Origin of the sequence: Atlantibacter sp., from assembly GCF_032062175.1 — a bacterium.
Lineage (GTDB): Bacteria > Pseudomonadota > Gammaproteobacteria > Enterobacterales > Enterobacteriaceae > Atlantibacter.
This window is the reverse complement of record NZ_DAMBQK010000004.1, coordinates 174,863-199,783: the sequence shown is the minus strand read 5'-3', so window position 1 is coordinate 199,783 and position 24,921 is coordinate 174,863. Positions and strand designations below refer to the sequence as shown.

At 56.9% G+C, this 24,921-nt stretch carries 17 protein-coding genes and 1 tRNA gene; 13 read left to right on the top strand and 5 right to left on the bottom strand.

Annotated features, from left to right (window positions below; all coding sequences use genetic code 11):
* Nucleotides 1-17 precede the first annotated feature (17 nt).
* Nucleotides 18-91, bottom strand: a tRNA-Gly gene (locus RT120_RS06325).
* Nucleotides 92-170: 79 nt separating this feature from the next.
* On the bottom strand, nucleotides 171-917 hold the full coding sequence (actS, locus tag RT120_RS06320; RefSeq protein ID WP_409515028.1) for an amidase activator ActS: 747 nt from the start codon (nucleotides 915-917) through the stop codon (nucleotides 171-173).
* A gap of 281 nt (nucleotides 918-1,198) precedes the next feature.
* On the opposite strand from actS, the gene xdhA reads away from it, so the two are divergent.
* Genes xdhA through xdhC form a run of 3 tightly spaced genes read left to right on the top strand, consistent with a single transcriptional unit; the run spans nucleotide 1,199 to nucleotide 4,864 of the window.
* A complete protein-coding gene (gene xdhA / locus RT120_RS06315; RefSeq protein WP_312980816.1) occupies nucleotides 1,199-3,496 on the top strand; it encodes a xanthine dehydrogenase molybdenum-binding subunit XdhA in 2,298 nt (765 codons plus the stop codon).
* Between the two features lie 10 nt (nucleotides 3,497-3,506).
* The gene (gene xdhB, locus RT120_RS06310; protein WP_312980814.1) at nucleotides 3,507-4,385 is read left to right on the top strand and encodes a xanthine dehydrogenase FAD-binding subunit XdhB; all 879 of its coding nucleotides are present in this window, start codon (nucleotides 3,507-3,509) and stop codon (nucleotides 4,383-4,385) included.
* The gene (gene xdhC / locus RT120_RS06305) at nucleotides 4,382-4,864 is read left to right on the top strand and encodes a xanthine dehydrogenase iron sulfur-binding subunit XdhC (RefSeq protein ID WP_312980812.1); all 483 of its coding nucleotides are present in this window, start codon (nucleotides 4,382-4,384) and stop codon (nucleotides 4,862-4,864) included. The genes xdhB and xdhC overlap by 4 nt, the downstream gene beginning before the upstream one ends.
* Nucleotides 4,865-4,894: 30 nt before the next feature.
* On the opposite strand, the gene RT120_RS06300 is transcribed toward xdhC, so the two are convergent.
* Entirely contained in the window at nucleotides 4,895-6,673 is a 1,779-nt protein-coding gene (locus tag RT120_RS06300; RefSeq protein ID WP_312980809.1) for a sigma-54-dependent Fis family transcriptional regulator, read from the bottom strand.
* A 497-nt stretch (nucleotides 6,674-7,170) separates the two neighbouring features.
* On the opposite strand from RT120_RS06300, the gene ygeW reads away from it, so the two are divergent.
* The 5 genes from ygeW (at nucleotide 7,171) to arcC (ending at nucleotide 13,334) form a co-directional block, all read left to right on the top strand.
* Complete coding sequence (gene ygeW, locus RT120_RS06295; RefSeq protein ID WP_312980807.1) at nucleotides 7,171-8,358, top strand: knotted carbamoyltransferase YgeW; 1,188 nt, start codon at nucleotides 7,171-7,173, stop codon at nucleotides 8,356-8,358.
* Nucleotides 8,359-8,425: 67 nt separating this feature from the next.
* Nucleotides 8,426-9,622 (top strand): diaminopropionate ammonia-lyase, encoded by a 1,197-nt coding sequence (gene dpaL / locus RT120_RS06290; RefSeq protein WP_312980805.1) that lies wholly within the window; start codon nucleotides 8,426-8,428, stop codon nucleotides 9,620-9,622.
* 72 nt (nucleotides 9,623-9,694) lie between these two features.
* Nucleotides 9,695-10,912 carry a YgeY family selenium metabolism-linked hydrolase gene (locus tag RT120_RS06285; RefSeq protein ID WP_312980802.1) on the top strand — a complete coding sequence of 406 codons (1,218 nt, stop codon included), beginning with the start codon at nucleotides 9,695-9,697 and terminating at the stop codon, nucleotides 10,910-10,912.
* A 50-nt stretch (nucleotides 10,913-10,962) separates the two neighbouring features.
* On the top strand, nucleotides 10,963-12,348 hold the full coding sequence (gene hydA / locus RT120_RS06280; RefSeq protein WP_312980800.1) for a dihydropyrimidinase: 1,386 nt from the start codon (nucleotides 10,963-10,965) through the stop codon (nucleotides 12,346-12,348).
* Nucleotides 12,349-12,401: 53 nt separating this feature from the next.
* The gene (gene arcC / locus RT120_RS06275) at nucleotides 12,402-13,334 is read left to right on the top strand and encodes a carbamate kinase (protein WP_312980798.1); all 933 of its coding nucleotides are present in this window, start codon (nucleotides 12,402-12,404) and stop codon (nucleotides 13,332-13,334) included.
* Between the two features lie 56 nt (nucleotides 13,335-13,390).
* On the opposite strand, the gene yqeB is transcribed toward arcC, so the two are convergent.
* Together yqeB and yqeC are read right to left on the bottom strand one after the other, a co-directional pair.
* A complete protein-coding gene (yqeB, locus tag RT120_RS06270; RefSeq protein WP_312980796.1) occupies nucleotides 13,391-15,016 on the bottom strand; it encodes a selenium-dependent molybdenum cofactor biosynthesis protein YqeB in 1,626 nt (541 codons plus the stop codon).
* Between the two features lie 49 nt (nucleotides 15,017-15,065).
* Nucleotides 15,066-15,839, bottom strand: coding sequence for a selenium cofactor biosynthesis protein YqeC (gene yqeC / locus RT120_RS06265; protein ID WP_312980794.1), 774 nt, complete (start codon nucleotides 15,837-15,839; stop codon nucleotides 15,066-15,068).
* A 25-nt stretch (nucleotides 15,840-15,864) separates the two neighbouring features.
* Between yqeC and RT120_RS06260 the strand changes: the two genes are divergently transcribed.
* The 5 genes from RT120_RS06260 to RT120_RS06240 all read left to right on the top strand — a co-directional run bounded on the left by RT120_RS06260 (nucleotide 15,865) and on the right by RT120_RS06240 (nucleotide 24,895).
* Nucleotides 15,865-16,467, top strand: a complete 603-nt coding sequence (locus RT120_RS06260; RefSeq protein WP_312980792.1) for an NTP transferase domain-containing protein — start codon at nucleotides 15,865-15,867, stop codon at nucleotides 16,465-16,467.
* Nucleotides 16,468-16,768: 301 nt separating this feature from the next.
* Nucleotides 16,769-19,870 carry a putative selenate reductase subunit YgfK gene (gene ygfK, locus RT120_RS06255; protein ID WP_312980790.1) on the top strand — a complete coding sequence of 1,034 codons (3,102 nt, stop codon included), beginning with the start codon at nucleotides 16,769-16,771 and terminating at the stop codon, nucleotides 19,868-19,870.
* Between the two features lie 2 nt (nucleotides 19,871-19,872).
* Nucleotides 19,873-21,201 (top strand): putative aminohydrolase SsnA, encoded by a 1,329-nt coding sequence (gene ssnA / locus RT120_RS06250; RefSeq protein ID WP_312980787.1) that lies wholly within the window; start codon nucleotides 19,873-19,875, stop codon nucleotides 21,199-21,201.
* Nucleotides 21,202-21,248: 47 nt separating this feature from the next.
* Nucleotides 21,249-22,028: a molybdopterin-dependent oxidoreductase FAD-binding subunit gene (gene ygfM / locus RT120_RS06245; RefSeq protein WP_312980784.1), complete on the top strand. Its 780-nt coding sequence runs from the start codon at nucleotides 21,249-21,251 to the stop codon at nucleotides 22,026-22,028.
* Nucleotides 22,025-24,895 carry a molybdopterin-dependent oxidoreductase Mo/Fe-S-binding subunit gene (locus RT120_RS06240; RefSeq protein ID WP_312980782.1) on the top strand — a complete coding sequence of 957 codons (2,871 nt, stop codon included), beginning with the start codon at nucleotides 22,025-22,027 and terminating at the stop codon, nucleotides 24,893-24,895. The genes ygfM and RT120_RS06240 overlap by 4 nt, the downstream gene beginning before the upstream one ends.
* Nucleotides 24,896-24,921: the final 26 nt, after the last annotated feature.

Genomic DNA, 24,921 nt, shown 5'->3' with positions numbered 1-24,921 from the left:
TCAGGAGACTTGAGATCTGGAGCGGGTGAAGGGAATCGAACCCTCGTATAGAGCTTGGGAAGCTCTCGTTCTACCATTGAACTACACCCGCTTTAAGGTGTGCAAGGCATTATAGACCTTCGCAGTCATCAGGCAATACCTTGCAGATTAAATGATGCTCTTTTAAGCAGTTAGCACGAAGGCGCTTTTCCCGGCGGTGGCAGGTAGCGTTGCGGATCAATAGCCGTCGCGCGATAGCGAATCTGGAAATGAAGCTGCACCCCGTCCGCGCCGCTGCTGCCCATAGTGGCGATTTTCTCCCCCGCTTTCACCTTCTGGCCATTATTAACCAGCAACGTTTCATTATGGGCATACGCGGTGATGTAATCTTCGCCGTGCTTAATCATCACCAGGTTGCCGTAACCGCGTAGCTGATTACCCACGTAAACCACGGTTCCCGCGCCGGATGCCACAACGGGCTGCCCACGCGAACCGGCGATATCAATACCTTTATTGCCGCCATCCGCCGTGGAATACGGCAGGATCACTTTACCGCTGGTCGGCCAGCGCCAGCAGCGTTGCCCCACGGGCGGCCACGAAGATTGCGGCACCGCGGAAGACGGCGTTACCGCTGCGGTTTTGCCCGATGATTTACGTGAAGACGACGCGGTCTTAGTTGAACCGTTCACCTTCAGGCGTTGCCCCACCTCAATGGTATAGGGCGCAGAAATGTTATTCAGCCGGGCCAGCTCTTTAACGCTGGTTCCTGTCATGCGCGAGATCCGATACAGCGTATCGCCCCGCTTCACCGTATAAACGGTGCCGGAATAGCTCCCTGGGTCCGATGATTTGTTGCCTGAACAGCCCGCGATCAGCAGCGCTATCGCCAGACAAATGGCCATTCTAAAGGGTTTTCCTGACAGGCATCCCGCACTCAAAACAGATCCTCTTAAAAGACAAATGACGGTTTATCATAGCAGCCCAACGCCAGATGCCCAATTCCCGCGCATCGCTCGCGGCGTATCAGAATGAGAGTTTTCTGGTCATTATGATAACGAGACAACTTATCACAGCTCGCGCTTTTCATTTATTCCCGGACATTTTTTAAGGTCATCACAGTTTACTTCTTGTCCAACAGGCATTTTCTCTTCTGGCGTAAATTTTGCCTGATCGTTCTATTGACTGAAGAACAGCGTCTGTCACATCAGGAGAGATAAAAATGGAACAACGGGAAGCTGCCGCAACTGGCGAGCCCTGTATGCGTGTGGATGCCGTTGCCAAAGCAACGGGCCGCGCACGGTACACTGACGATTATGTGATGGCGGGAATGTGTTACGCCAGATACGTTCGAAGCCCCATCGCCCATGGTTATGCCACTAAGATTGACTGCACAGAAGCCAAAGCGCTAAACGGCGTACTCGCCGTATTCACCTGGGAGGATGTGCCGGATATCCCCTTCGCAACGGCGGGGCACGCATGGACCTTAGATCCGGCTAAGCGTGATATCGCCGACCGTCTGCTTTTAACGCGCCATGTCCGCCACCATGGTGATGCCGTGGCCATTGTGGTCGCCCGTGACGAACTCACCGCAGAAAAGGCGGCCCTGTTAGTGAAGGTAGACTGGGAAGCCCTCCCGGTTATCACCACGCCGGAAGCGGCGCTCGCCCCCGATGCCGTCGCGATACATGAATCGGGCAATACGCTGAAACAGAGTGAAATCATGGCAGGCGACCCGCTCGGGGTTATCGCCGGATCGGACCATCAAATACGCGGCCACTATCAGACGCCGGTAATTCAACATTGCCATATGGAAGGCGTGACCAGCTTCGCCTGGATGGAAGAGGACGCGCGCATCACCATCGTCTCCAGTACGCAGATCCCACACATTGTTCGCCGGATTGTCGCCCAGGCGCTGGATATCGCCTGGTCGCGCATTCGGGTTATCAAACCATACGTGGGCGGCGGCTTTGGCAATAAACAGGACGTTCTCGAAGAGCCGATGGCGGCGTTTTTGACCCTGAAACTGGGCGGTATCCCGGTGAAAGTGATGCTCAGCCGTGAAGAGTGCTTCACCGCGACCCGCACCCGCCACGCCTTTACCATTGACGGGCAACTGGGGGTTTCCCGCGACGGCATCCTCAAAGGCTATATTCTGGATGTGCTGTCGAATACCGGCGCGTACGCGTCTCACGGCCACTCGATTGCCGCGGCGGGCGGTAATAAAATCCCCTATCTCTACCCACGTATCGCCTTTGGCTATCGCGCGACCACCTGCTACACCAACCTTCCCGCTGCGGGTGCGATGCGCGGCTACGGCGCGCCGCAGGTGGTTTTTGCCCTGGAAGCGATGCTGGACGACGCCGCCGCCGAACTGGGCATCGACCCGGTGGAGATCCGTTTGCGCAATGCGGCGCGTGAAGGAGATACCAACCCGGTCAACCAAAAAGTCATCCACAGCGCCGGACTACCGGAGTGCCTGATAAAAGGCCGTGAAATTTTCGAATGGGATAAACGCAAAGAAGCCTGCCAGGGCCAACAAGGGAATTTACGCCGCGGCGTCGGCGTGGCCTGTTTCAGCTATACCTCGAATACCTGGCCGGTAGGCGTGGAGATTTCCGGTGCGCGCCTGCTGCTTAACCAGGATGGCACCATCAACGTGCAAAGCGGCGCGACGGAAATCGGTCAGGGTGCTGACACCGTGTTTTCTCAGATGGTGGCAGAAACCGTTGGTGTGCTGGTGAGTTCGGTGCGGGTGATTTCCACCCAGGATACCGACGTCACGCCGTTCGACCCCGGCGCGTTTGCCTCGCGGCAAAGCTACGTGGCGGCCCCCGCTCTGCGCCAGGCGGCGCTGCAACTGCGTGAAAAAATCCTGCAACACGCCGCGCTGATGCTTCACCAGTCCGTGATGAATCTGACGCTACATCGCGGCGATGTGGTGCTGACCGAACGCCCGAACGCGCCGCTGCTGTCGGTTGCCGACATCGCCATGGATGCGTTTTACCATCCTGAGCGCGGCGGACAGCTCTCTGCAGAAGCCTCTGTGAAAACCACCACCAACCCGCCCGCCTTCGGCTGCACCTTCGTCGATCTCACCGTGGATGTGGATCTGTGCAAAATCACCATTAACCGCATCCTGAATATGCATGACTCCGGGCACATCCTGAACCCGGTGCTGGCAGAAGGCCAGGTTCACGGCGGAATGGGAATGGGCATCGGCTGGTCGATTTTCGAAGAGATGATCATCGATGAAAAAACCGGTGTGGTGCGTAACCCTAATTTGTTGGATTACAAAATGCCCACCATGCTGGATCTCCCCCATCTGGAATGCGCGTTTGTGGATACCCACGAACCGCAGTCGGCCTATGGGCATAAATCGCTGGGAGAACCGCCGATTATTCCGGTCGCCGCAGCCATACGCAATGCGGTACGGATGGCGACAGGCGTGGCAATCAATACCCTGCCGCTGACGCCAAAACGTCTGTTCAGTGAATTCCGCGAGGCGGGTCTGATTTAAGGATAACGCTATGTTTGATTTTGAAAGCTATCATCGCGCAACCGGCGTTGCCGACGCGGCGGCACTGCTGGCGCAGCACCCGCAAGCGCGGCTGCTGGCGGGCGGCACCGACGTGCTGATCCAATTGCATCATCATAATGCCCGCTATCGTCATGTGGTGGATATTCACGGCCTGCCGGAGCTGCGCGGTATTGAAATGGATGACAAGGGCGGATTGCGCATCGGTTCCGGTACCACCTTCACCGAACTGATTGAAAACTCGCTGGTCAGGCAGCATCTTCCGGCATTAAGCGCTGCCGCCGCGTCGATTGCCGGGCCGCAAATCCGTAACGTTGCCACCTACGGCGGTAATATCTGCAACGGCGCAACCAGTGCCGATTCCGCCACGCCGTCGTTGATTTACGATGCCACGCTGGAGATCGTGTCCGCTTCCGGCACCCGGTTTACCTCTATCAACGGCTTCCATACCGGCCCGGGCAGCGTCGCGCTGGAAGCGGGCGACATGCTGGTCGCATTTCATTTCCCTGCGCAACCGACGACTGGCGTGGGCAGTGCGCACTTTAAATATGCGATGCGTGATGCGATGGATATCGCCACCATCGGCAGCGCTGCGCGCTGCCTGATTAAAGACGGTAAGTTTGTTGAATTGCGGCTGGCATTTGGCGTTGCCGCGCCCACGCCGATTCGCTGTCAACATGCTGAACAGGCGGCGCAGGGCGCGCCATTAACGCAGCAAACCCTGGCCGCTATCAGCGAGGCCGTGTTGCAGGACGTTTCCCCACGTTCATCATGGCGCGCGGCCAAAGAGTTCCGCTTACATCTGATTCAAACCATGACCCGAAAAGTCGTTACCGAAGCCGTAGAAAACGCGGGAGGGAAACTGCTATGAGAAATGAAGCCTGGATAACCGTGGACTGTTCAATTAACGGCGCGCCTTTTCGTTTTACCGCCTCGCCGGCGATGCCGCTGGCGGAATTGTTGCGCGCGCAGGGTTTACTGAGCGTAAAGCAGGGTTGCAGCGTGGGTGAGTGCGGTGCCTGTACCGTGCTGGTAGATGGCATCGCTATCGACAGTTGTCTGTATCTTGCAGCATGGGTGCAGGGAAAAGCGATTCGCACCGTGGAAGGTGAATCTACCAGCGGGCAGCTTTCTGCCGTTCAACATGCTTATACCCGTTCCGGCGCGGTGCAGTGCGGCTTCTGTACGCCAGGGTTGATTATGGCGACCACCGCGTTACTGGCAAAACCGCACGCTAAACCCTTTACGGTACTGGAAATCCGCCAGGGTCTGGCAGGGAATCTTTGCCGCTGCACCGGGTATCAAATGATTGTCGACACCGTACAAGCCTGCGATCGCTCACAGGAATAAAACAGAGCGGGCACGCGCGGTGCCCGCTTTTTAGCCCACCTGCAACTCATACTTTTTGATTTTGCGGTACAGCGTGGCAATGCCGATCCCCAGTTCATCTGCCGCCTGTTTTTTATTGCTATGGCGCGACAGAGCCTCGCGGATCATCTGTTTTTCCATCTCTTCCAGCGCCGTCACGCCCGCCTCATCCACCCGTGGTGCCATCGCAAACACGGCATCCATATCGGTATCTGCCAGTTTGACGCCGTTAGTCAGATTGGGCGGCAGCAGTGAGGCGTCTATCACCTCGCCCGACGGCACCACGTTCACCAGGTATTCGATAAGATTACTCAGCTCACGCAAATTACCCGGCCAGCGATAGCGCTTAAGCATCAACATCACCTCCGGGGCCACGCCCGGATAAACCAGCCCGATGCGCCGGGTATGAAGATGAAGGAAATAGTGGATTAACAGTTCCATGTCATCCTGGCGCTCGCGCAGCGGCGGCAAACTCACCGGGATCACATTCAGGCGATAGTACAAATCCTCGCGGAATTTCCCGTCTGCAATGAATTGCTCAAGGTTCTGGTTGGTTGCAGAAAGAATGCGGATATCTACCTGCACCGGATGGCTGGCACCGATGGGCTGGATCTCCCGCGCTTCAATGGCGCGCAGCAGTTTGGCCTGGAGAGTGAGCGGCATATCGCCGATTTCATCGAGAAACAGCGTGCCGTGGTTTGCTGCCTGAATAAGCCCGGTTTTGCCGTTGGCGGATGCGCCGGTAAACGCCCCCTTTACATAGCCGAACAGTTCGCTTTCCAGCAGTTGTTCCGGGATGGCCGCGCAGTTAATCGCGATAAAAGGTTTGTTTTTACGATCGCTGAGTTGATGGATCGCCCTCGCCACCACTTCCTTGCCGGTTCCGCTTTCGCCAACAATCAGAATGCTCGACGGGCTGGGGGCGATACGGCTAATCAGGCGTTTTAGCTGGCGCATCGGGCGGCATTCCCCCACCAGATGCTCAATATGCGGTTCATCCTGGGCAATCGCCACGCCGGATGACGTATGCGACTGATGAAACGCCATCAGAAAAAGCTGGTGGTCCTGCACATGGTGAAGCTGCCCGATGATCAGTTCGCTTTTGTCATCGAACGTCACAATGTGCTGCATATGCCCCTGGGTGAAATTGCTTTCAAAGGTCAGCGGGCGGAAACTAACGGTCTGGCCGATCATATTTCCCTGGGTGATGCCCAATATTTTCAATGCCGTAAGATTGGCAAACTGCACGCGATTATCTTCACCGACCACCAGCACGCCCTGATCCATATTTTCGATCATGGTGGAGAATATTTTGCGAATACTGCCGCTGCCGTTTTGATCTTCCAGTAATTTGGAAACAAAGATTGTCGAAATATGTCGAACATAATCAGAGAACTCATGCAGGTTATCATTAATATGTTCCTGCTGCTCATGGGTTACGGCGATAAGGCTAATCACGCCGACGCAGGAATCCTGAAAAATAACCGGCGTACCGAGAAACGCTTTCTCCTTACAATTATCTTTACTGGTACATCCATCGCATAAGGGATCGTAACGGGAATGGGTCACGACCTTTTCTTTTTTGGTTTCCAGGACATAGCGCAATAAGCGTGAATTAGTATTGAGTTTCTGACCAAGAAATTTGCCATAAGATCCCGTACCAGCCACCCGGCACAGGGTTTCATCAACAATCTCGACCTCAAGCTGCAACACGCTGGCGAGCATTCTGGCAAACCGTTGAATTGTCGGTTGAATCTGCATCAAAACGGATTGCGTATTGGCGGGTATCATAGCTTAACCTTCGAATATCACGTAATTGGTTGATATTTATAAAGTCGCTTACAGAATAATCTGAACCCTATGATACTAACCTGTCTGCCATTAACATTGATAAAAACACTTTTCCTTTATCATTCTCAGGTGGAAATATGGAAGAAACATCACATTTCTATATCAATATGAGAATAACAGCGTCTAATTTATCAATTTGACGGCGCGCCCCTCTTATTCCATGAATAACGGCTTTCTTATTCCCTCATCGGCAACACTGCATAAATAAAGCCAAACGATTACGTATTAAATAACGGTTAATAAACGGCGTTAATTTGTGATTCATTTCTCATAATCCGGGCCATTACGGCTTATTAAACGGACCGGCAATGATTCTGGCACAGTTATTGTTAAGACAGAGATATCGCTGTGAATCGCGTTTCTCGATGCCCGGCTAATTTGATGCCAGACACAGCAAAATGCCACCTTGCCTGTCATTCCACTACCAGGATCTAAAAATGAAAACTGTTAATGAGTTGATAAAGGATATCAATGCGCTGAACTCTCACCTCCACGAGAAAGACTTTCTGTTGACGTGGGAGCAAACCACAGATGAACTGAAACAAGTGCTGGACGTCGCGGCCGCGCTGAAAACGCTGCGTGCGGAAAATATTGCGACGAAGGTTTTCAACAGCGGTCTTGGTATCTCCGTATTCCGCGATAACTCCACGCGCACCCGCTTCTCCTACGCTTCCGCGCTGAATTTACTCGGCCTGGCGCAACAGGATCTCGACGAAGGCAAATCGCAAATTGCCCACGGCGAAACCGTACGTGAAACCGCCAACATGATCTCTTTCTGCGCCGATGCCATTGGTATCCGCGACGACATGTATCTGGGTGCCGGCAACGCCTATATGCGTGAAGTGGGCGCTGCGCTGGATGATGGTCACAAACAGGGTGTGCTGCCCCAGCGCCCGGCGCTGATCAACCTGCAATGCGATATTGACCACCCAACCCAGTCGATGGCCGATCTGGCCTGGCTGCGCGAGCATTTTGGTTCACTGGAAAACCTCAAGGGCAAGAAAATCGCCATGACCTGGGCCTACTCTCCCAGCTACGGCAAACCGCTGTCCGTGCCGCAGGGCATCATCGGCCTGATGACCCGTTTTGGTATGGACGTGACGCTGGCGCATCCGGAAGGCTATGACCTGATCCCTGACGTGATCGAAGTGGCGAAAAATAACGCCAAATCCTCCGGCGGCAGCTTCCGCCAGGTCACCAGCATGGAAGAAGCGTTCAAAGACGCCGACATCGTGTATCCGAAGTCCTGGGCACCGTACAAAGTCATGGAACAGCGTACCGACCTGCTGCGCGCCAACGATCATGACGGCCTGAAAGCGCTGGAACAAGCCTGCCTGGCGCAGAACGCCAACCACAAAGACTGGCACTGCACCGAAGAGATGATGAAGCTCACTAAGCAAGGCGAGGCGCTGTATATGCACTGCCTGCCGGCGGACATCAGCGGTGTGTCCTGTAAAGAAGGCGAAGTCACCGAAGGCGTATTCGAAAAATACCGCATCGCCACTTACAAAGAAGCCAGCTGGAAGCCGTACATCATCGCCGCCATGATCCTTGCGCGTAAATATGCCAAACCCGGTGTTCTGCTGGATCAGCTGTTGCAGGAAGCGCAAAAACGCATCAAGTAATTCACTCAGCCGGCCTGCGGGCCGGCCTCTTCACTCCCCATGATGTTATGAAGGATAAGGATGGGATATGTCAGTTTTCTCATTGAAAATGGATATCGCCGACAACCGATTTTTTAATGGTGAAACCTCGCCGCTGTTCTCGCAAAAACAGGCGCAGCAGGCCCGCCAGTTTCATCAGAAGATCGCGGGATATCAGCCGACACCGCTGTATGCACTGGATGAATTAGCCGGTCTGTTCGGCGTCAAAAAAATCCTGGTCAAAGATGAGTCCCAGCGTTTCGGGCTCAACGCTTTCAAAATGCTGGGCGGCGCTTACGCCATCGCCCAACTGCTGTGCGAGAAGTATCACATCAACATTGCTGATTTCTCGTTCGAGACCATCAAAACCACCATCAGCGAAAAAATGACCTTTGCCACCACCACCGATGGCAACCACGGTCGCGGCGTGGCGTGGGCGGCGAAGCAGCTCGGCCAGAACGCCGTGGTGTATATGCCGAAGGGCTCCGCTCAGGAGCGGGTGGACGCGATCCTTAAATTGGGCGCGGAGTGCATCGTCACCGACATGAACTATGACGACACCGTGCGCCTGACCATGAAAAACGCCCAGCAAAACGGCTGGGAAGTGGTGCAGGACACCGCATGGGAAGGCTACACCACCATCCCAACGTGGATCATGCAGGGTTACGCCACCCTGGCGGACGAAGCCGTCGAACAGATGAACGCGATGGGCGTGAAACCCACCCACGTCCTGTTACAGGCGGGGGTCGGTGCCATGGCGGGCGGCGTGCTGGGCTACCTGGTGGATGTCTACGGGCCGCGCAATCTGCACTCGGTGGTGGTTGAACCGGAACTGGCCGACTGCGTTTACCGCTCCGGCGTGAAAGGCGAAATCGTCAACGTCGGCGGCGATATGGCCACCATCATGGCCGGTCTGGCCTGTGGCGAGCCAAACCCGCTGGGCTGGGAAATTTTACGCAACTGCGCCACCCAGTTCATTTCCTGCCAGGACGCCGTTGCCGCGCTGGGTATGCGTGTGCTGGGCAACCCGCTCGGCAACGATCATCGCGTGATTTCCGGCGAATCCGGCGCGGTGGGCCTTGGGGTGCTTGCTGCCGTGCATCACCATCCACAGCGCGACGCCTTCATGAAAAAGCTGGGACTGGATAAAGATTCTGTGGTGCTGGCGATCAGCACTGAAGGCGATACCGACGTGAAGCATTACCGCGAAGTGGTCTGGGAAGGCAAACACGGCATTCCGGGTTAACACCGCGCACTTTCACACTGACGAATTGACGCTCCCCGTCGAACGGGGGGCATAAAGACTGGAGAATCTGAGATGGCTAAGCATATTCCGTTCGCGCTTATTCTGGAAAAAGCGAATCACTACAAAGACGATATGACCCGTTTTCTACGCGACATGATCGCCATTCCCAGCGAGAGCTGCGACGAAAAGCGCGTTATTCACCGCATCAAGCAGGAAATGGAAAAAGTCGGTTTCGATAAAGTAGAAATCGACCCGATGGGCAACATTCTCGGCTACGTTGGCCACGGCCCGCGCCTGGTGGCTATGGATGCGCACATCGATACCGTCGGCATCGGCAACATCAAAAACTGGAACTTCGACCCGTATACCGGCATGGAAACCGATGAACTGATCGGTGGGCGCGGCGCGTCTGACCAGGAAGGCGGCATGGCGTCAATGGTTTACGCCGGTAAGATCATCAAAGACCTGGGCCTTGAAGACGAATACACACTGCTGGTCACTGGCACTGTGCAGGAAGAAGACTGCGATGGCCTGTGCTGGCAGTACATCATCGAGCAGTCCGGCATTCGCCCTGAATTTGTGGTCAGCACCGAACCTACCGACTGCCAGATTTATCGCGGCCAGCGCGGGCGTATGGAAATTCGCGTCGACGTGCAGGGCGTTAGCTGTCACGGCTCCGCCCCGGAGCGCGGCGACAACGCCATCTTCAAAATGGGCCCGATCCTCAACGAATTGCAGGGGCTGTCCCAGCGCTTAGGCCATGACGACTTCCTCGGCAAAGGCACGCTGACCGTATCAGAAATCTTCTTTACCTCGCCAAGCCGCTGCGCCGTGGCGGATAGCTGCGCGGTCTCCATTGACCGTCGTCTCACCTGGGGTGAAACCTGGGAAGGCGCGCTGGATGAAATCCGCGCCCTGCCGGCGGTACAGGAGGCTAACGCGGTGGTCTCGATGTACAACTATGACCGTCCGTCGTGGACCGGCCTGGTTTACCCCACCGAGTGTTATTTCCCGACCTGGAAAGTGGAAGAAGACCACTTCACGGTTCGCGCGCTGGCAGCGGCCTATGAAGGCCTGTTCCACCAGCAGCCGGTCGTTGATAAGTGGACCTTCTCCACTAACGGCGTTTCGATCATGGGCCGTCACGGCATTCCGGTGGTCGGCTTTGGTCCGGGTAAAGAACCGGAAGCCCACGCGCCGAACGAGAAAACCTGGAAAGCACACCTGGTCACCTGCGCCGCCATGTATGCCGCGATCCCGCTGGCCTGGCTTGCCACAGAAAAACAATAACCCTCGTGCTATCCCTCCGGCTTCATAGCCGGAGGGGTTCTGGAGTAACTATGCGTGTACTGATTAAAAACGGCACCGTCGTCAACGCCGACGGCCAGGCCCGCCAGGACGTGCTGATCGAGAGCGGTCATATCCGTCAGGTGGCCCCCGCCATTCACCCCGAACTGCCCTGTGAAACCCTCGACGCCGAAGGCTGTTACGTGATGCCCGGCGGCATCGACGTGCATACCCATTTTAATATTGATGTCGGCATCGCCCGTAGCTGTGATGATTTTTTTACCGGTACCCGCGCCGCCGCGTGTGGCGGTACAACAACCATTATCGACCATATGGGATTTGGCCCGGCAGGCTGCAAACTGCGCCACCAACTGGAGGTATACCACGGTTACGCCGCCCATAAAGCGGTGATCGACTATAGCTTCCACGGCGTGATCCAGCATATCAACCACGCCATTCTCGACGAAATCCCCATGATGGTAGAGGAAGGGATCAGCAGCTTTAAGCTCTATCTCACCTATCAGTTCAAACTCAATGACGACGAAGTGTTGCAGGCTTTGCGCCGCCTGAACGACGCCGGCGCGCTAACCACGGTTCACCCGGAAAACGATGCGGCTATCGCCCGCAAGCGGGCCGAATTTATCGCCTCTGGTAAAACCGCGCCGATGTACCACCCGCTCAGCCGCCCGCTGGAATGCGAAGCCGAAGCCATCGCCCGGATGATCAACCTGGCGCATCTATCGGGCGATGCCCCGCTGTACATCGTGCATCTGTCAAACGGTCTGGGATTGGATTATTTACGGCTGGCGCGGGCGCAGCATCAGCCAGTGTGGGTGGAAACCTGCCCGCAATATCTGCTGCTGGACGAGCGCAGCTACCAGGCGGAAGACGCGCTGAAGTTTATTCTCAGCCCGCCGCTGCGCAACGTGCGCGAGCAGGACAAGCTGTGGTGCGGCATCGCCGACGGCGCAGTGGACGTGGTGGCGACCGACCATTGCACCTTCTCACTGGAGCAACGCCAGCGTCTGTCCGGCGGCGATTTCAGCCGCTGCCCGAACGGCCTGCCCGGCGTGGAAAACCGCCTGCTGCTGCTGTTTTCCCACGGTGTGATGAGCGGGCGCATTTCTCCCGAACGTTTTGTCGCCTTAACCAGCGCCACGCCGGCCAAACTGTTCGGCCTGTGGCCGCATAAAGGCCAGATCGCCCCCGGCGCAGACGGCGATATCGTCATTATCGACCCGCGCCGTACCACCCCCATTCGCCATGAAAACCTGCACGACAACGCCGATTACTCCCCCTGGGAAGGCATGGTGTGCCAGGGCGAAATTCGCCAGACTCTGTCGCGCGGCAATACCGTTTTCCGCGACGGCAAATTTACCGGTAGCCCCGGACAAGGGCGCTACCTGCGACGTAAACCGTTTAAACACCCGGTTCCCTGACCGGCAAAGTGGCGTAAACGGATGACCCCGAACCCCTACGAAGTGAGGAAAGGATGAGTAAGAAAATTGTTCTCGCCCTGGGCGGGAATGCCCTTGGCGACGATCTGGCCGGACAGATGGCAGCGGTAAAAACCACCTCCCAGGCGATAGTCGATTTAATCGCCCAGGGCCATCAGGTGGTGGTGACGCACGGCAACGGCCCTCAGGTAGGCATGATCAACCTGGCATTTGAAGCCGCCGCCAAAACTGAGGCGCATACCCCGATGCTGCCAATGTCGGTCTGCGTGGCGCTGAGCCAGGGCTACATCGGCTACGATCTGCAAAACGCGCTGCGTGAAGAGCTACTTTCCCGCCAGATGCAGATACCGGTGGCCACGCTAATCACCCAGGTCGAAGTGGACGCCAACGATCCGGCGTTTCTCAACCCCACCAAACCTATCGGTTCATTCTTCAGCGAACAGGAAGCGGCGCATTTGACCCGGCAGGGCTACACCATGAAAGAAGATGCCGGGCGCGGCTATCGTCGCGTCGTGGCGTCGCCGAAGCCGGTGGATATCATCGAAAAAGAGACCGTTAAAGTGATGATGGAAGCGGGCCACGTGGTGATCACCGCAGGCGGCGGCGGTATTCCGGTGATCCGTGAAGGCCTGCATCTGCGCGGTGCCAGCGCGGTGATCGACAAAGACTGGGCCAGCGCCCGGCTGGCGGAGATGATCGATGCCGATATGCTGATTATCCTCACCGCAGTAGAAAAAGTAGCGATCAACTTTGGCAAGCCCAACGAACAGTGGCTGGATCGCCTGTCGCTGAACGACGCCCAGCGCTTTATCGACGAAGGGCATTTCGCCAAAGGCTCAATGCTGCCGAAGGTGGAAGCCGCCGCCGCGTTCGCCCGCTCCCGTCCGGGCCGCGAAGCGCTGATCACCGTGCTGAGTAAAGCCAAAGAAGGGATTGAAGGCAAAACCGGCACCATTATCAGCCAGTAGCTGTTTACGCAAGAAACGACCAAGGGCGCCGCAGCGCCCTTGGTTTTTTTAATGCCTTACGCCACCGTCAGCACTTCCTGCGTGGATTTCACGCCCTGGTGCATCAACGTCATCACCGCTTCCAGTACCCCGCCGCCAATGGCGCGGGCCTTATCGGAGACGCTGGTATAGTCTGCCGCCGCGCCGCGCGGATCGATATCACCGATTTTAAATCCGCCGCTGACTGCCAGCCCGTCATTCAGTAAGCCGCGCACCATTCCCGTTAGCGGCGCTTCGATAGGCGTGTCGCCGATATGGGCAATCACATCGCCCTCGTTGACGATGTCGCCCAACGCTACCCGGGCGTGCATAATCCCGGCTACCGGCGCACGGATCACCCGGCGAGAGGTATGGCCCATAATATTGCCTGGAATGCCGGTATTTTCCTGCGCTGTCCCCTGGTAGATAACCTGCCCCAGCCAGTGTCCGCGATTGGTTTCGATCACCGCATGGCAATCTTTTCCGGCGGTAAAGCCCGGCCCCAGCGCCAGGGTAATCGGTGCCATACCGCAGTGGGTGCCGGTATTTTCTTTGGCGAGGATGGCATCCACCACGCAGCCCGGCTCCAGCACGTTCAGCGTGGTGCAATTTGGGTCGATCAGCACCGGCACTACGCCGCTGTCCGCCAGGGCAAGCGCCTCTCTGGCAGAGGTGGTACGTTTCGCCCTTACCCCTTCCACCACCATTTCGCCGTCAAAAACCGCCTGGGCGAACGCCACAGTACGGCGAATCACCGTGGGTTTATCGACCTCCAGCATGATCACTTTAAACCCGGCATGGAACAGACGCAGCGCCACGCCGGTGGCAATATCCCCTGCACCGCGGATCACAATCCGCTGATGGTGAGAGGGATGCGCCGCCTGGCTCATCAACCCGCCCGCCGCGTGGTTTTTAATCTGCAATATTTCCGCTAACACGCTAATGGCGATTTCCTGCGGGGTTTCCGCGCCGATGTTATATCCCACCGGGGCATGGAACCGGGAAAGCTGTTCTTCGGTGAGCCCGCTTTCACGCATCTGGCGAATAAATACCTGAGCTTTACGGCGACTGGCCAGCAGCCCAAGCCAGGTAACCGGGCGGCCAATCAGTTTATCCAGCGCTTCACGGTCCTGGTTATTGGTGGCGATCAGCACAAAGTTATCGGGTTTGATATCAAGGGCATCCACGGCGGCGGAAAACGACGCGGCGTGCAGCAACTGGGTTGCAGGTGGGAAGAAATCTGGGTTAAGGCTTTCCGGGTAAATATCCGCCACTGAAATTTCGAATCCGAGCGGCTGTGCCGCCAGGGCAATCGCCCGGTTAACATGGCCTGCGCCAATTAACACCAGCCGGGGCCGTAGCCCGTGAACGCTGATATACACCGACATCGCGCCGCCACAGTCAGACCCAACCGCATCGTCGCCGTTACGCGCCATGCGGCCGTGGAACAGCCGGGGTTTACGTTCACGCATCGCCTCCAGCGCTTCGTCGATCACCCGGCGCTCAACCATGCCGCCGCCAACGGTGCCGACGATGGAGCCATCCTGATGAATAATCATTTGCGCCGAATGGCGCGGCGTGGAGCCACGGCTATCGATAATTTGCGCCATGGCGAACGGGCAATTCGTCTCTTCGAGTTTTGCAGCTTCAGTGAAAATATTCATTGTTACCTCAATAGAAATATCCATTCGGCGCCCCAGTAAACCTGGGCTGCTATCTCACCACTCTGCGCGTAATAGGCGGGGTTTCCTGCACCGCCCCCTGCCAAATAGCGTCCACCTCGTCGGCCTCCAGCATGTCTCTCAGGGTTTGCTGATGATTCTCATATTGAGAACCACGATTGATAAACCAGACCCGGCGACAGCCCGGCGGCGTGCCTTTAAACAGCCCCAGCGGGTGTTGGATCAGCCGCCGCATGGCGGTCAAATCCAGCCGCTCTCCGGCGCCAAGCCCGGTAATCGCGGCAAACTGCGCCCAACGGTGAACGTTATCCGGTCCAACCGGCTTATCGAACAGGCCCCCGCCGGTAACCCCTATCACGCAGCGACTGGATTGAGGTATGCAAGGTTCATGCTCAGCGGGCGCTTTTAATGCAAAACCGCGAGCGCCGTCAGCTTCTATCAAAATGACATCCAGATCCTGTTGCGCAATCAGGCGGTCTATGATTTCCGGCGAAAATCCACGCACTTTGTTATGGGCAGCGTTCCAGCCAGCGAAACAGGCCATCAGCGACGACTGGAAAAGGTGGGCAGGAAGTTGCGTGGGATCGCGGCAAAGCGTTACCGGACAGGCGGGATCGGGCATATACATCTGGGTGGTGGTGGTAATTAACACGCGCCTGCCGATACGACAAAATAATCTGGCTAACCAAAACAGCGTGCTGGTTTTACCGCCAGCGCCCACCAGACTTATTATTACCGGTTTGGCAAACGCGTTCACATCACATAACAGGGCGTCAGGATCCGGTATATTTTGCGCTATTGTCATCAGGCTCCGGGATGAAAAAAATAAAGTGGAACACATTGACTGCATAATTACCGCTGCGGGTCTTTCATCCCGAATGGGGCAATGGAAAATGATACTACCCTGGCGGGATAGCACAATGCTTGATGCAAGTATCAAAAACGCGCTTCAATTCTGTTCACGCATTATTCTGGTCACGGGATTTCGCCATGAAGAACTTGCGCAACGATATATCCATGATCCGCAACTGTTAATTGTTTATAACCCTGATTATTTATCGGGACTGCTCTCTTCCGTTCAGGCAGGCGCGGCCCATGTGGACACAGAATACTGTTATCTCACCCACGGCGACCTCCCCTGTTTAAAACACGCTATCTTTAATAATCTCTGGCACTTACGCGGAGACTACGCGCTGATGCCGCACTATCGCGGTAAGCCAGGCCATCCGATTTTGCTGCCTCGTACGCGTCTGATGCAGGCTGCTCGATTAGCCAATGTTCGCTCCATGCGCGAAGCGTTGATGGCCGGAGAATATCGCTGTTGTGAAATGAACCACCCGGAAATAATTTTCGATGTTGATACGCCTGAAGATTTCTTGGCACTACAACGCCGGGGGCAAGATAAATTAAGCGGCAAGGACCGTCGCCAATGATAATTATTGTTCATTATCCTTACACCTTATCATTATGATAACAACGCGGTTGTTTTGAGAAAAAGCATTATCCCGATGACACACCGTCCGGCGCATATAAACAGAGTGATTTTAATTCTCATTTGTAAGCTGTGAGATATTTCACAAACCCAGGCCAACTTTCGAGGCTTCTCACAAATCTGTTTATTAGCTGGGCCCTGGATAAATAGCTGGTGCGATTGTTGCTCCTTTAACGTAATCCACCGGACGTTATATCACTGCCGGTAATTCCGATTAAAAATGTTACGTTAAGGAGAGGGTTATGGGGGATATCATGCGTCCCGTCCCGTTTGAGGAACTTTTGACGCGCCTGTTTGATGAATACCACCAGCACCACACTATTTTTGGTATTCCTGAACAACAGTTTTATCAGACCGGGCAACACCAGCCGATTTCCGTATTTGGCGAAACCTGCGCCACGCCCGTTGGCCCAGCCGCCGGACCGCATACCCAACTCGCACAGAACATCATTACCTCCTGGCTGACGGGTGGTCGTTTTATCGAACTGAAAACGGTGCAAATTCTCGATCGGCTGGAGCTGGAAAAACCCTGTATCGACGCGGAAGACGAATGCTTCAATACCGAGTGGTCCACCGAATTCACCCTGCTGAAAGCCTGGGATGAGTACCTGAAAGCCTGGTTTATTCTGCACCTGCTGGATGAGATGTTCACCGCGCGCGGCCCGGACGACGCCAAATCCTTTATCTTCAATATGAGCGTCGGCTACAACCTCGACGGCATTAAACAGCCGCCGATGCAGCAATTTATCGACAACATGATGAACGCGGCGGATCACCCGAAATTCGCCGAGTATCGCCAGATCCTCAAGCGCTGGCTGGCTAACCCGGCATTTATTGCCCGCCTGCCGGAAGCAAAACGCGAACAGCTCGCCACGGTGGATGCGCGGATCCCGTCAAGCCTGGTTCATGGCGTCACGCTTTCCACTATGCACGGCTGCCCGCCCAATGAAATTGAAGCCATCTGCCGCTATATGCTGGAAGAAAAAGGGCTCAATACCTTTGTGAAACTTAACCCGACGCTGCTGGGCTACCCGCGCGTTCGCGAAATTCTCGATACCTGCGGTTTCGACTATATCGGCCTGAAAGAAGAGTCGTTTGACCACGACCTGAAGCTCGATCAGGCGCTGGCGATGCTGCAACGCCTGATGACGCTGGCGAAAGAGAAACACCTGGGCTTTGGGGTGAAACTCACCAACACCCTCGGCACCATCAACCATAAAGGCGCATTACCGGGCGAAGAGATGTATATGTCCGGGCGCGCGTTGTTCCCGCTGTCGATTAACGTGGCGGCGGTGCTCTCCCGGGCCTTTAACGGCACGTTGCCGATTTCCTACTCCGGCGGTGCCAGCCAACTTACCATCCGCGATATTTTCGACACCGGTATTCGCCCGATTACCATGGCGACCGATTTGCTGAAGCCAGGCGGCTACCTGCGCCTGAGCGAATGCATGCGTGAACTAGAAAAATCCGACGCCTGGCATATGCAGCAGGTCGACGTGGCGCGTCTTGATGAACTCGCCAAACGTGCCGTCAGCATGGAGTACACCCAAAAACACTGGAAGCCGGAAGAGCGCATCGAAGTGGCCGAAGGGCTGCCGCTCACCGACTGTTATGTTGCACCGTGCGTCACGGCCTGCGCAATCAAGCAGGATATTCCTGAGTACATCCGTCTGATGGGCGAGCAGCGCTACGCCGACGCGCTGGAGCTTATTTATCAGCGCAACGCCCTGCCCGCCATTACCGGGCACATCTGCGATCACCAGTGCCAGTACAACTGTACCCGTCTCGACTATGACAGCGCGCTCAACATCCGCGAGCTGAAAAAAATCGCCCTGGAGAAAGGCTGGGAAACCTACAAACAACGCTGGCATAAACCGGCGGGCTCCGGTTCACGCCATCCGGTGGCGGTGATTGGCGCAGGCCCGGCGGGTCTGGCGGCGGGTTATTTCCTGGCGCGCGCTGGCCACCCGGTGACGCTGTTCGAACGTGAGAAAAACGCCGGCGGCGTGGTGAGAAATATCATTCCGCAGTTCCGTATTCCGGGCGAACTGATCCAGCATGATATCGATTTTGTCACCGCCCACGGCGTGAAAATCGAATACGGCTGCGACCCACAGTTGACGGTAGACAAACTGCAACAGCAGGGCTTCCATTATGTGCTGATTGGCACCGGCACCGAGAAAAACAGCGGCGTCAAACTGCGCGGTGATAACCGCAACGTCTGGAAATCACTGCCGTTCCTGCGCGAATACAACCTCGGCACAAATCTGGAACTCGGCAAGCATGTGGTGGTGGTCGGCGCAGGCAACACCGCGATGGACTGCGCACGCACCGCGCTGCGCGTACCGGGCGTTGAAAAAGTCACCGTGGTGTACCGCCGTTCATTACAGGAAATGCCCGCCTGGCGTGAAGAGTACGAAGAAGCGCTGCATGACGGCGTACAGTTCCAGTTCCTCAGCAACCCGGAACAGTTTGACGCCGACGGCACACTGACGGTGCGCGTGATGGCGCTGGGCGAACCCGATGCCAAAGGCCGCCGCCGCCCGGTAGAAACCGATGACGTCCGCACCATGCAGGTAGATAGCCTGATCACCGCCATTGGCGAGCAGCAGGATAGCGACGCCCTGCGCGCCATGGGCGTCCCGCTGGATGACAACGGCTGGCCGGTAGTCAACCACTTCGGCGAAACCAGCCGCCCGGACGTGTTCCTGATTGGCGACGTACAGCGTGGCCCGTCCTCGATTGTTTCCGCCATCGGCAACGCCCGTCGCGCCAGCGATGTGATCCTGACGCGGGAAAATATCCGCTCCCATCAGAGCGATAAGCACTGGAATAACGTCAACCCGGCGGAGGTTTACCGTCGTAAAGGCGCGATCTCCGTGGCGCAGGTGGATAAAGACGATCGCGACGCCTTTGTCGCCCAGGAAGCTGAGCGCTGCCTGGAATGTAACTACATCTGTAGCAAGTGCGTCGATGTCTGCCCCAACCGCGCCAACGTCTCCATTGCCGTGCCTGGCTTCCAGAACCGCTACCAGACGCTGCATCTCGACGCTTACTGCAACGAATGTGGCAACTGCGCCCAGTTTTGTCCGTGGCAGGGCAAGCCTTACCAGGACAAGGTCACGGTATTCAGCCTGCCGGAAGATTTCCGCAACAGCGCCAATCCGGGCTTCCTGGTGGATGACAGCCGGGTACATATCCGCCAGGGCGAACAAACCTGGGAATTAACCATCGGCAGCGATGGTCAGTTCCGGGATGTGCCCGCCGGGTTGGATGACATGTGCCGCATCATCAGCTATGTACACCAGCACCATCACTATCTGTTAGGCCGGGTGGAGGCGTAATCATGCTTATTTTAAAAAATGTTACCGCCGTGCAGTTGCATCCGGCGATGGTGATGGAAAACATTGATATCGCCATCGACGGCGATGAAATCCTCGCGGTCGGGCCAGCGTTGACCCAACGCTACCCGGATGCGTCATACAAAGAGATGCATGGCCGGGTGGTGATGCCCGGCATCGTCTGCTCGCATAACCATTTTTACTCGGGGCTGTCGCGCGGTATTCAGGCGAAGATCGATCCCTGCCCGGATTTTATCTCCACGCTGAAAAACCTCTGGTGGCGGCTGGATCGGGCGCTGGATGAGGAATCGCTCTATTACAGCGGTCTGATTTGCTCGCTTGAAGCCATCAAAAGCGGCTGTACCGCGGTTATCGATCATCACGCTTCGCCGGCTTACATTGCGGGTTCGCTGGACACGCTGCGTAACGCGTTTATCAAAGTGGGCTTGCGCGGGATGACCTGCTTCGAAACCACCGACCGCAACGGTGGGTTAAAAGAGCTCCAGGCGGGCGTCGAAGAGAATATTCGCTTCGCGAAGCATATTGATGCGGCGAAAGAGAAAGGCCAGCAGCCATACCTGGTGGAAGCCCATATCGGCGCGCATGCGCCCTTCACCGTACCCGATGCCGGATTAGCGATGCTCAGCGAAGCCGTCAAAGTCACCGGGCGCGGGTTGCATATTCATGCGGCGGAAGACAGCTATGACGTCTCCCACAGCCATCACCACTACGGCAAAGACCTGCTGGCGCGACTGGCGGAATACGACCTTATCGACAGCAAAACGCTGATCGCCCACGGGCTGTACCTTTCCGCCGACGATATCACGTTGCTGAACGACAAAGACGGTTTCCTGGTGCATAACGCCCGTTCCAATATGAACAACCACGTGGGCTACAACCATCAGCTCACCCGTATTCGTAACCTGGCGCTCGGTACCGATGGCATTGGTTCCGACATGTTTGAAGAGATGAAATTCGCCTTCTTCAAACACCGTGACGCCGGCGGCCCGCTGTGGCCGGACAGCTTCGCCCGCGCCCTTACCAACGGCAACGCGCTACTGAGCCGCAACTTCCACGCCAAATTTGGCCGCCTGGAAGCCGGGTACAAAGCGGATCTGACCATTTGCGATTACGCCTCGCCAACGCCGCTGCTGGCGGAAAACGTCGCCGGGCATATCGCGTTCGGTCTCGGTTCGTCGAGCGTGCACAGCGTGATGGTGAATGGCGTGATGGTCTACGAAGACCGCCAGTTCACCTTTGATTGTGAACCTGTCTATGCGCAAGCACGAAAAGTCGCCGCCCGGATGTGGCAACGCATGGATGCACTGAATTAAAACCTGGCGCCTCCCGGCTAGCGGGAGGCGAAAAATGAGGGTGAATTATGATTGAGCAATTTCTTACACCAGGCTCCGTCGAGCAGGCGCTGGAACTTAAGCAGCGTTATCAGAATGATGCCGTCTGGTTTGCCGGCGGCAGCAAGCTAAATTCCGCGCCGGGCCGCACTGAAAAAACCGTGGCGATCTCGCTTCAGAGATTGTCCCTCGACTGGATCGACTGGGATAACGACTGCCTGCGCATCGGCGCAATGACCACGCTGCAAACCCTGCGTGACAGCCATCATCTGCCCCCGGCGCTGTATGAGGCACTGGGCTTTGTTTACTCCCGCCACCTGCGCAACCAGTCCACCTTAGGCGGAGAAATCGCCGCCATTGAACAGGAGTCGGTGTTAGTTCCGGTTCTGCTGGCGCTGGATGCGGTACTGGTGTTTGGCGACGGCGAAACCGTGGCGCTGGAAAGTTATCTCGCGCAGCCTGTCGGCCATCTGATTACCGAAATCATTATTAAAGACCCTTACCGTGCCTGTTCAACTCGCAAAATTAGCCGTTCCCAGGCGGGACTCACGGTACTCACCGCCGCCGTGGCTATCGATGAAGACAACAATGTGCGCATCGCGCTGGACGGCGTCGCGGATCGCCCAATGCGGCTACGGGACGTGGAGGCTCAGCGGCTGGACGGCGAGCAGCTTGAAGCCGCCGTCGGCGCGGCGATTTTCCCGCGTGACGATGTGCGCGGCAGCGTGGCTTACAAGCGTTATATCGCCGGTGTCGTCGTGGCTGACCTGTACGCGGACTGCCAGCAGAAGGGAGAGGAAATCCAATGATCATTCAATTTACGCTCAACGGCAGCGCGCATCAGCTTGAAGCCCATCCCGGCGCGAACGTCCAGAAACTGCTGTTTGGGCTGGGAATGCACTCGGTACGTAACAGCGACGACGGCTTCGGCTTTGCCGGTTCGGACGTGATCCTGTTTAATGGCCGCCTGATTAACGCCTCACTGCTGATTGCCGCCCAGTTGGAAAACGCCAAAATCACCACGGCGGAATCGTTAGGGAAATGGAATCAACTCAGCCTGGTGCAACAGGCGATGGTGGACGTCGGCGTCGTTCAGTCAGGCTATAACGACCCTGCCGCTGCGCTGATTATTACCGAATTACTGGATCGCATCGCCATACCGACCCGCGATGAGATTGACGATGCGCTATCTGGCCTGTTCAGCCGCGACGCCGGCTGGCAACAATATTACCAGGTGATCGATCTGGCGGTGGCGCGCAAAGCCGATCCCAACGCCGCCTGCACCGTGGCACCCACCTTCCGTGACGATCTGGCCGTGGTCGGTAAGATCCACCCGAAAACCGATGCCGCTAAAATGGTTCAGGCCAAGCCCTGTTACGTGGAAGATCGCATTACGTCGGATGCCTGCACCATCAAAATGCTGCGCAGCCCCCACGCGCACGCGCTGATAACCCACCTTGACGTCAGTAAAGCCGAAGCGCTGCCCGGCGTGGTACACGTGATCACCTGGCGCAACTGCCCGGATATTTACTACACCCCCGGTGGGCAAAGCGCGCCGGAACCCTCACCGCTCGACCGCCGCATGTTCAGTAAAAAACTGCGTCACGTGGGCGACCGCGTGGCGGCGGTTGTCGCCGAAAGCGAAGAGATTGCGTTGCAGGCGCTGGAACTGATCGACGTGCAATACCAGGTGCTTAAACCGGTGATGTCGATTGATGAAGCCATGGCGGAAGACGCGCCGGTGGTTCACGACGAGCCGGTGGTGTATGTCGCGGGCGCGCCGGATACGCTGGAAGAAGACAATAAAAAAGCCGTCCAGCGCGATGAGCATATGATTATCAACTTCCCGATTGGCTCGCGTCCGGCGAAGAATATCGCCGCCAGCATTCATGGCCACATCGGCGACGTTGAGCGCGGCTTTGCCGAAGCAGACGTGATTATCGAACGCACCTATTCGTCAACCCAGGCCCAGCAGTGCCCGACCGAAACCCACATTTGCTTTACCCGCATGGACGGTGATCGGCTGGTGATCCATGCCTCCACCCAGGTGCCGTGGCACGTGCGTCGCCAGGTGGCGCGCATCGTCGGCCTGAAGCAAAACAAAGTCCACGTGATTAAAGAGCGCGTGGGCGGCGGTTTCGGGTCGAAGCAGGACATTTTGCTGGAAGAAGTGTGCGCCTGGGCCACCTGCGTGACGGGCCGCCCGGTCTGGTTTCGTTACACCCGTGAAGAAGAGTTTATCGCCAATACCTCGCGCCACGTGGCGAAAGTCACCGTGAAGCTGGGGGCCAAAAAAGACGGGCGCTTAACGGCCATCAATATGGATTTCCGCGCCAACACCGGGCCGTTCGGCAACCACTCGCTGACGGTGCCCTGTAACGGCCCGGCGCTCTCGCTGCCGCTCTACCCGTGCGATAACGTCGATTTCCAGGTGACGACCTATTACAGCAACATCTGTCCAACCGGGGCCTATCAGGGCTACGGCGCGCCGAAAGGCAACTTCGCCATCACTATGGCGCTGGCGGAGCTGGCGGAGCAGTTGCAGATCGACCAGTTGGAGATTATCGAGCGCAACCGCGTTCACGAAGGCCAGGAGCTGAAGATCCTCGGCGCGATTGGCGAAGGTAAAGCGCCGACCTCAGTGCCCTCCGCCGCCAGCTGCGCGCTGGAAGAGATCCTGCGCCAGGGCAGGGAGATGATCCAGTGGGATTCGCCGAAACCCAGCGAAGGCGACTGGAAGATCGGTCGCGGTGTGGCGATCATCATGCAGAAATCCGGCATCCCGGATATCGATCAGGCCAACTGCATGATCAAACTGGAATCTGACGGCACCTTTATTGTCCATTCCGGCGGCGCGGATATCGGCACCGGGCTGGATACGGTGGTCAGCAAACTGTCTGCGGAAGTCCTGCGCTGCCCGCTGGAAGATGTGCATGTCATTTCCGGCGACACCGACCACGCGCTGTTCGATAAAGGCGCTTACGCCTCGTCCGGCACCTGCTTCTCCGGCAACGCGGCGCGTATGGCCGCCGAAAACCTGCTGAAGAAAATCCAGTTCCACGGTGCGCAAATGCTCGGCGAACCGGAAAGCGACGTCACCATTGTTGCGCCTGGCATCGTACGCGGTAAGAAAGGCGAAGTGACTTACGGGCAGATCGCCCATAAAGCGGAAACCGGCACCGGGTTCGGCACGCTGGTGGCAACGGCCTGCTACATCACGCCGGAATTCGCTTTCCCGTACGGGGCCAACTTTGCCGAAGTGGCGGTGAACACCCGCACCGGGGAGATCCGGCTGGATAAATTCTTTGCCCTGCTCGACTGCGGTACGCCGGTTAACCCGGATCTCGCCCTGGGGCAGATCTATGGCGCAACGATGCGCGCCATCGGTCACAGCCTGATGGAAGAGATCATTTACGACGCCGAAGGCCATCCGATCACCCGTGATTTACGCAGCTACGGCGCGCCCAAAATTGGCGACATCCCGCGCGACTTCCGCGCAGTGCTGGTGCCAAGCGATGACAAAGTCGGGCCGTTCGGCGCGAAGTCCATCTCTGAGATTGGCGTAAACGGGGCTGCCCCCGCTATCGCTACCGCCATTCATGACGCCTGCCAGGTCTGGCTGCGAGAATGGCACTTCACCCCAGAGAAGATCCTCAGCGCATTAGGAAAATTGTAATTGTGCAGGCCGCTTCGGCGGCCTGT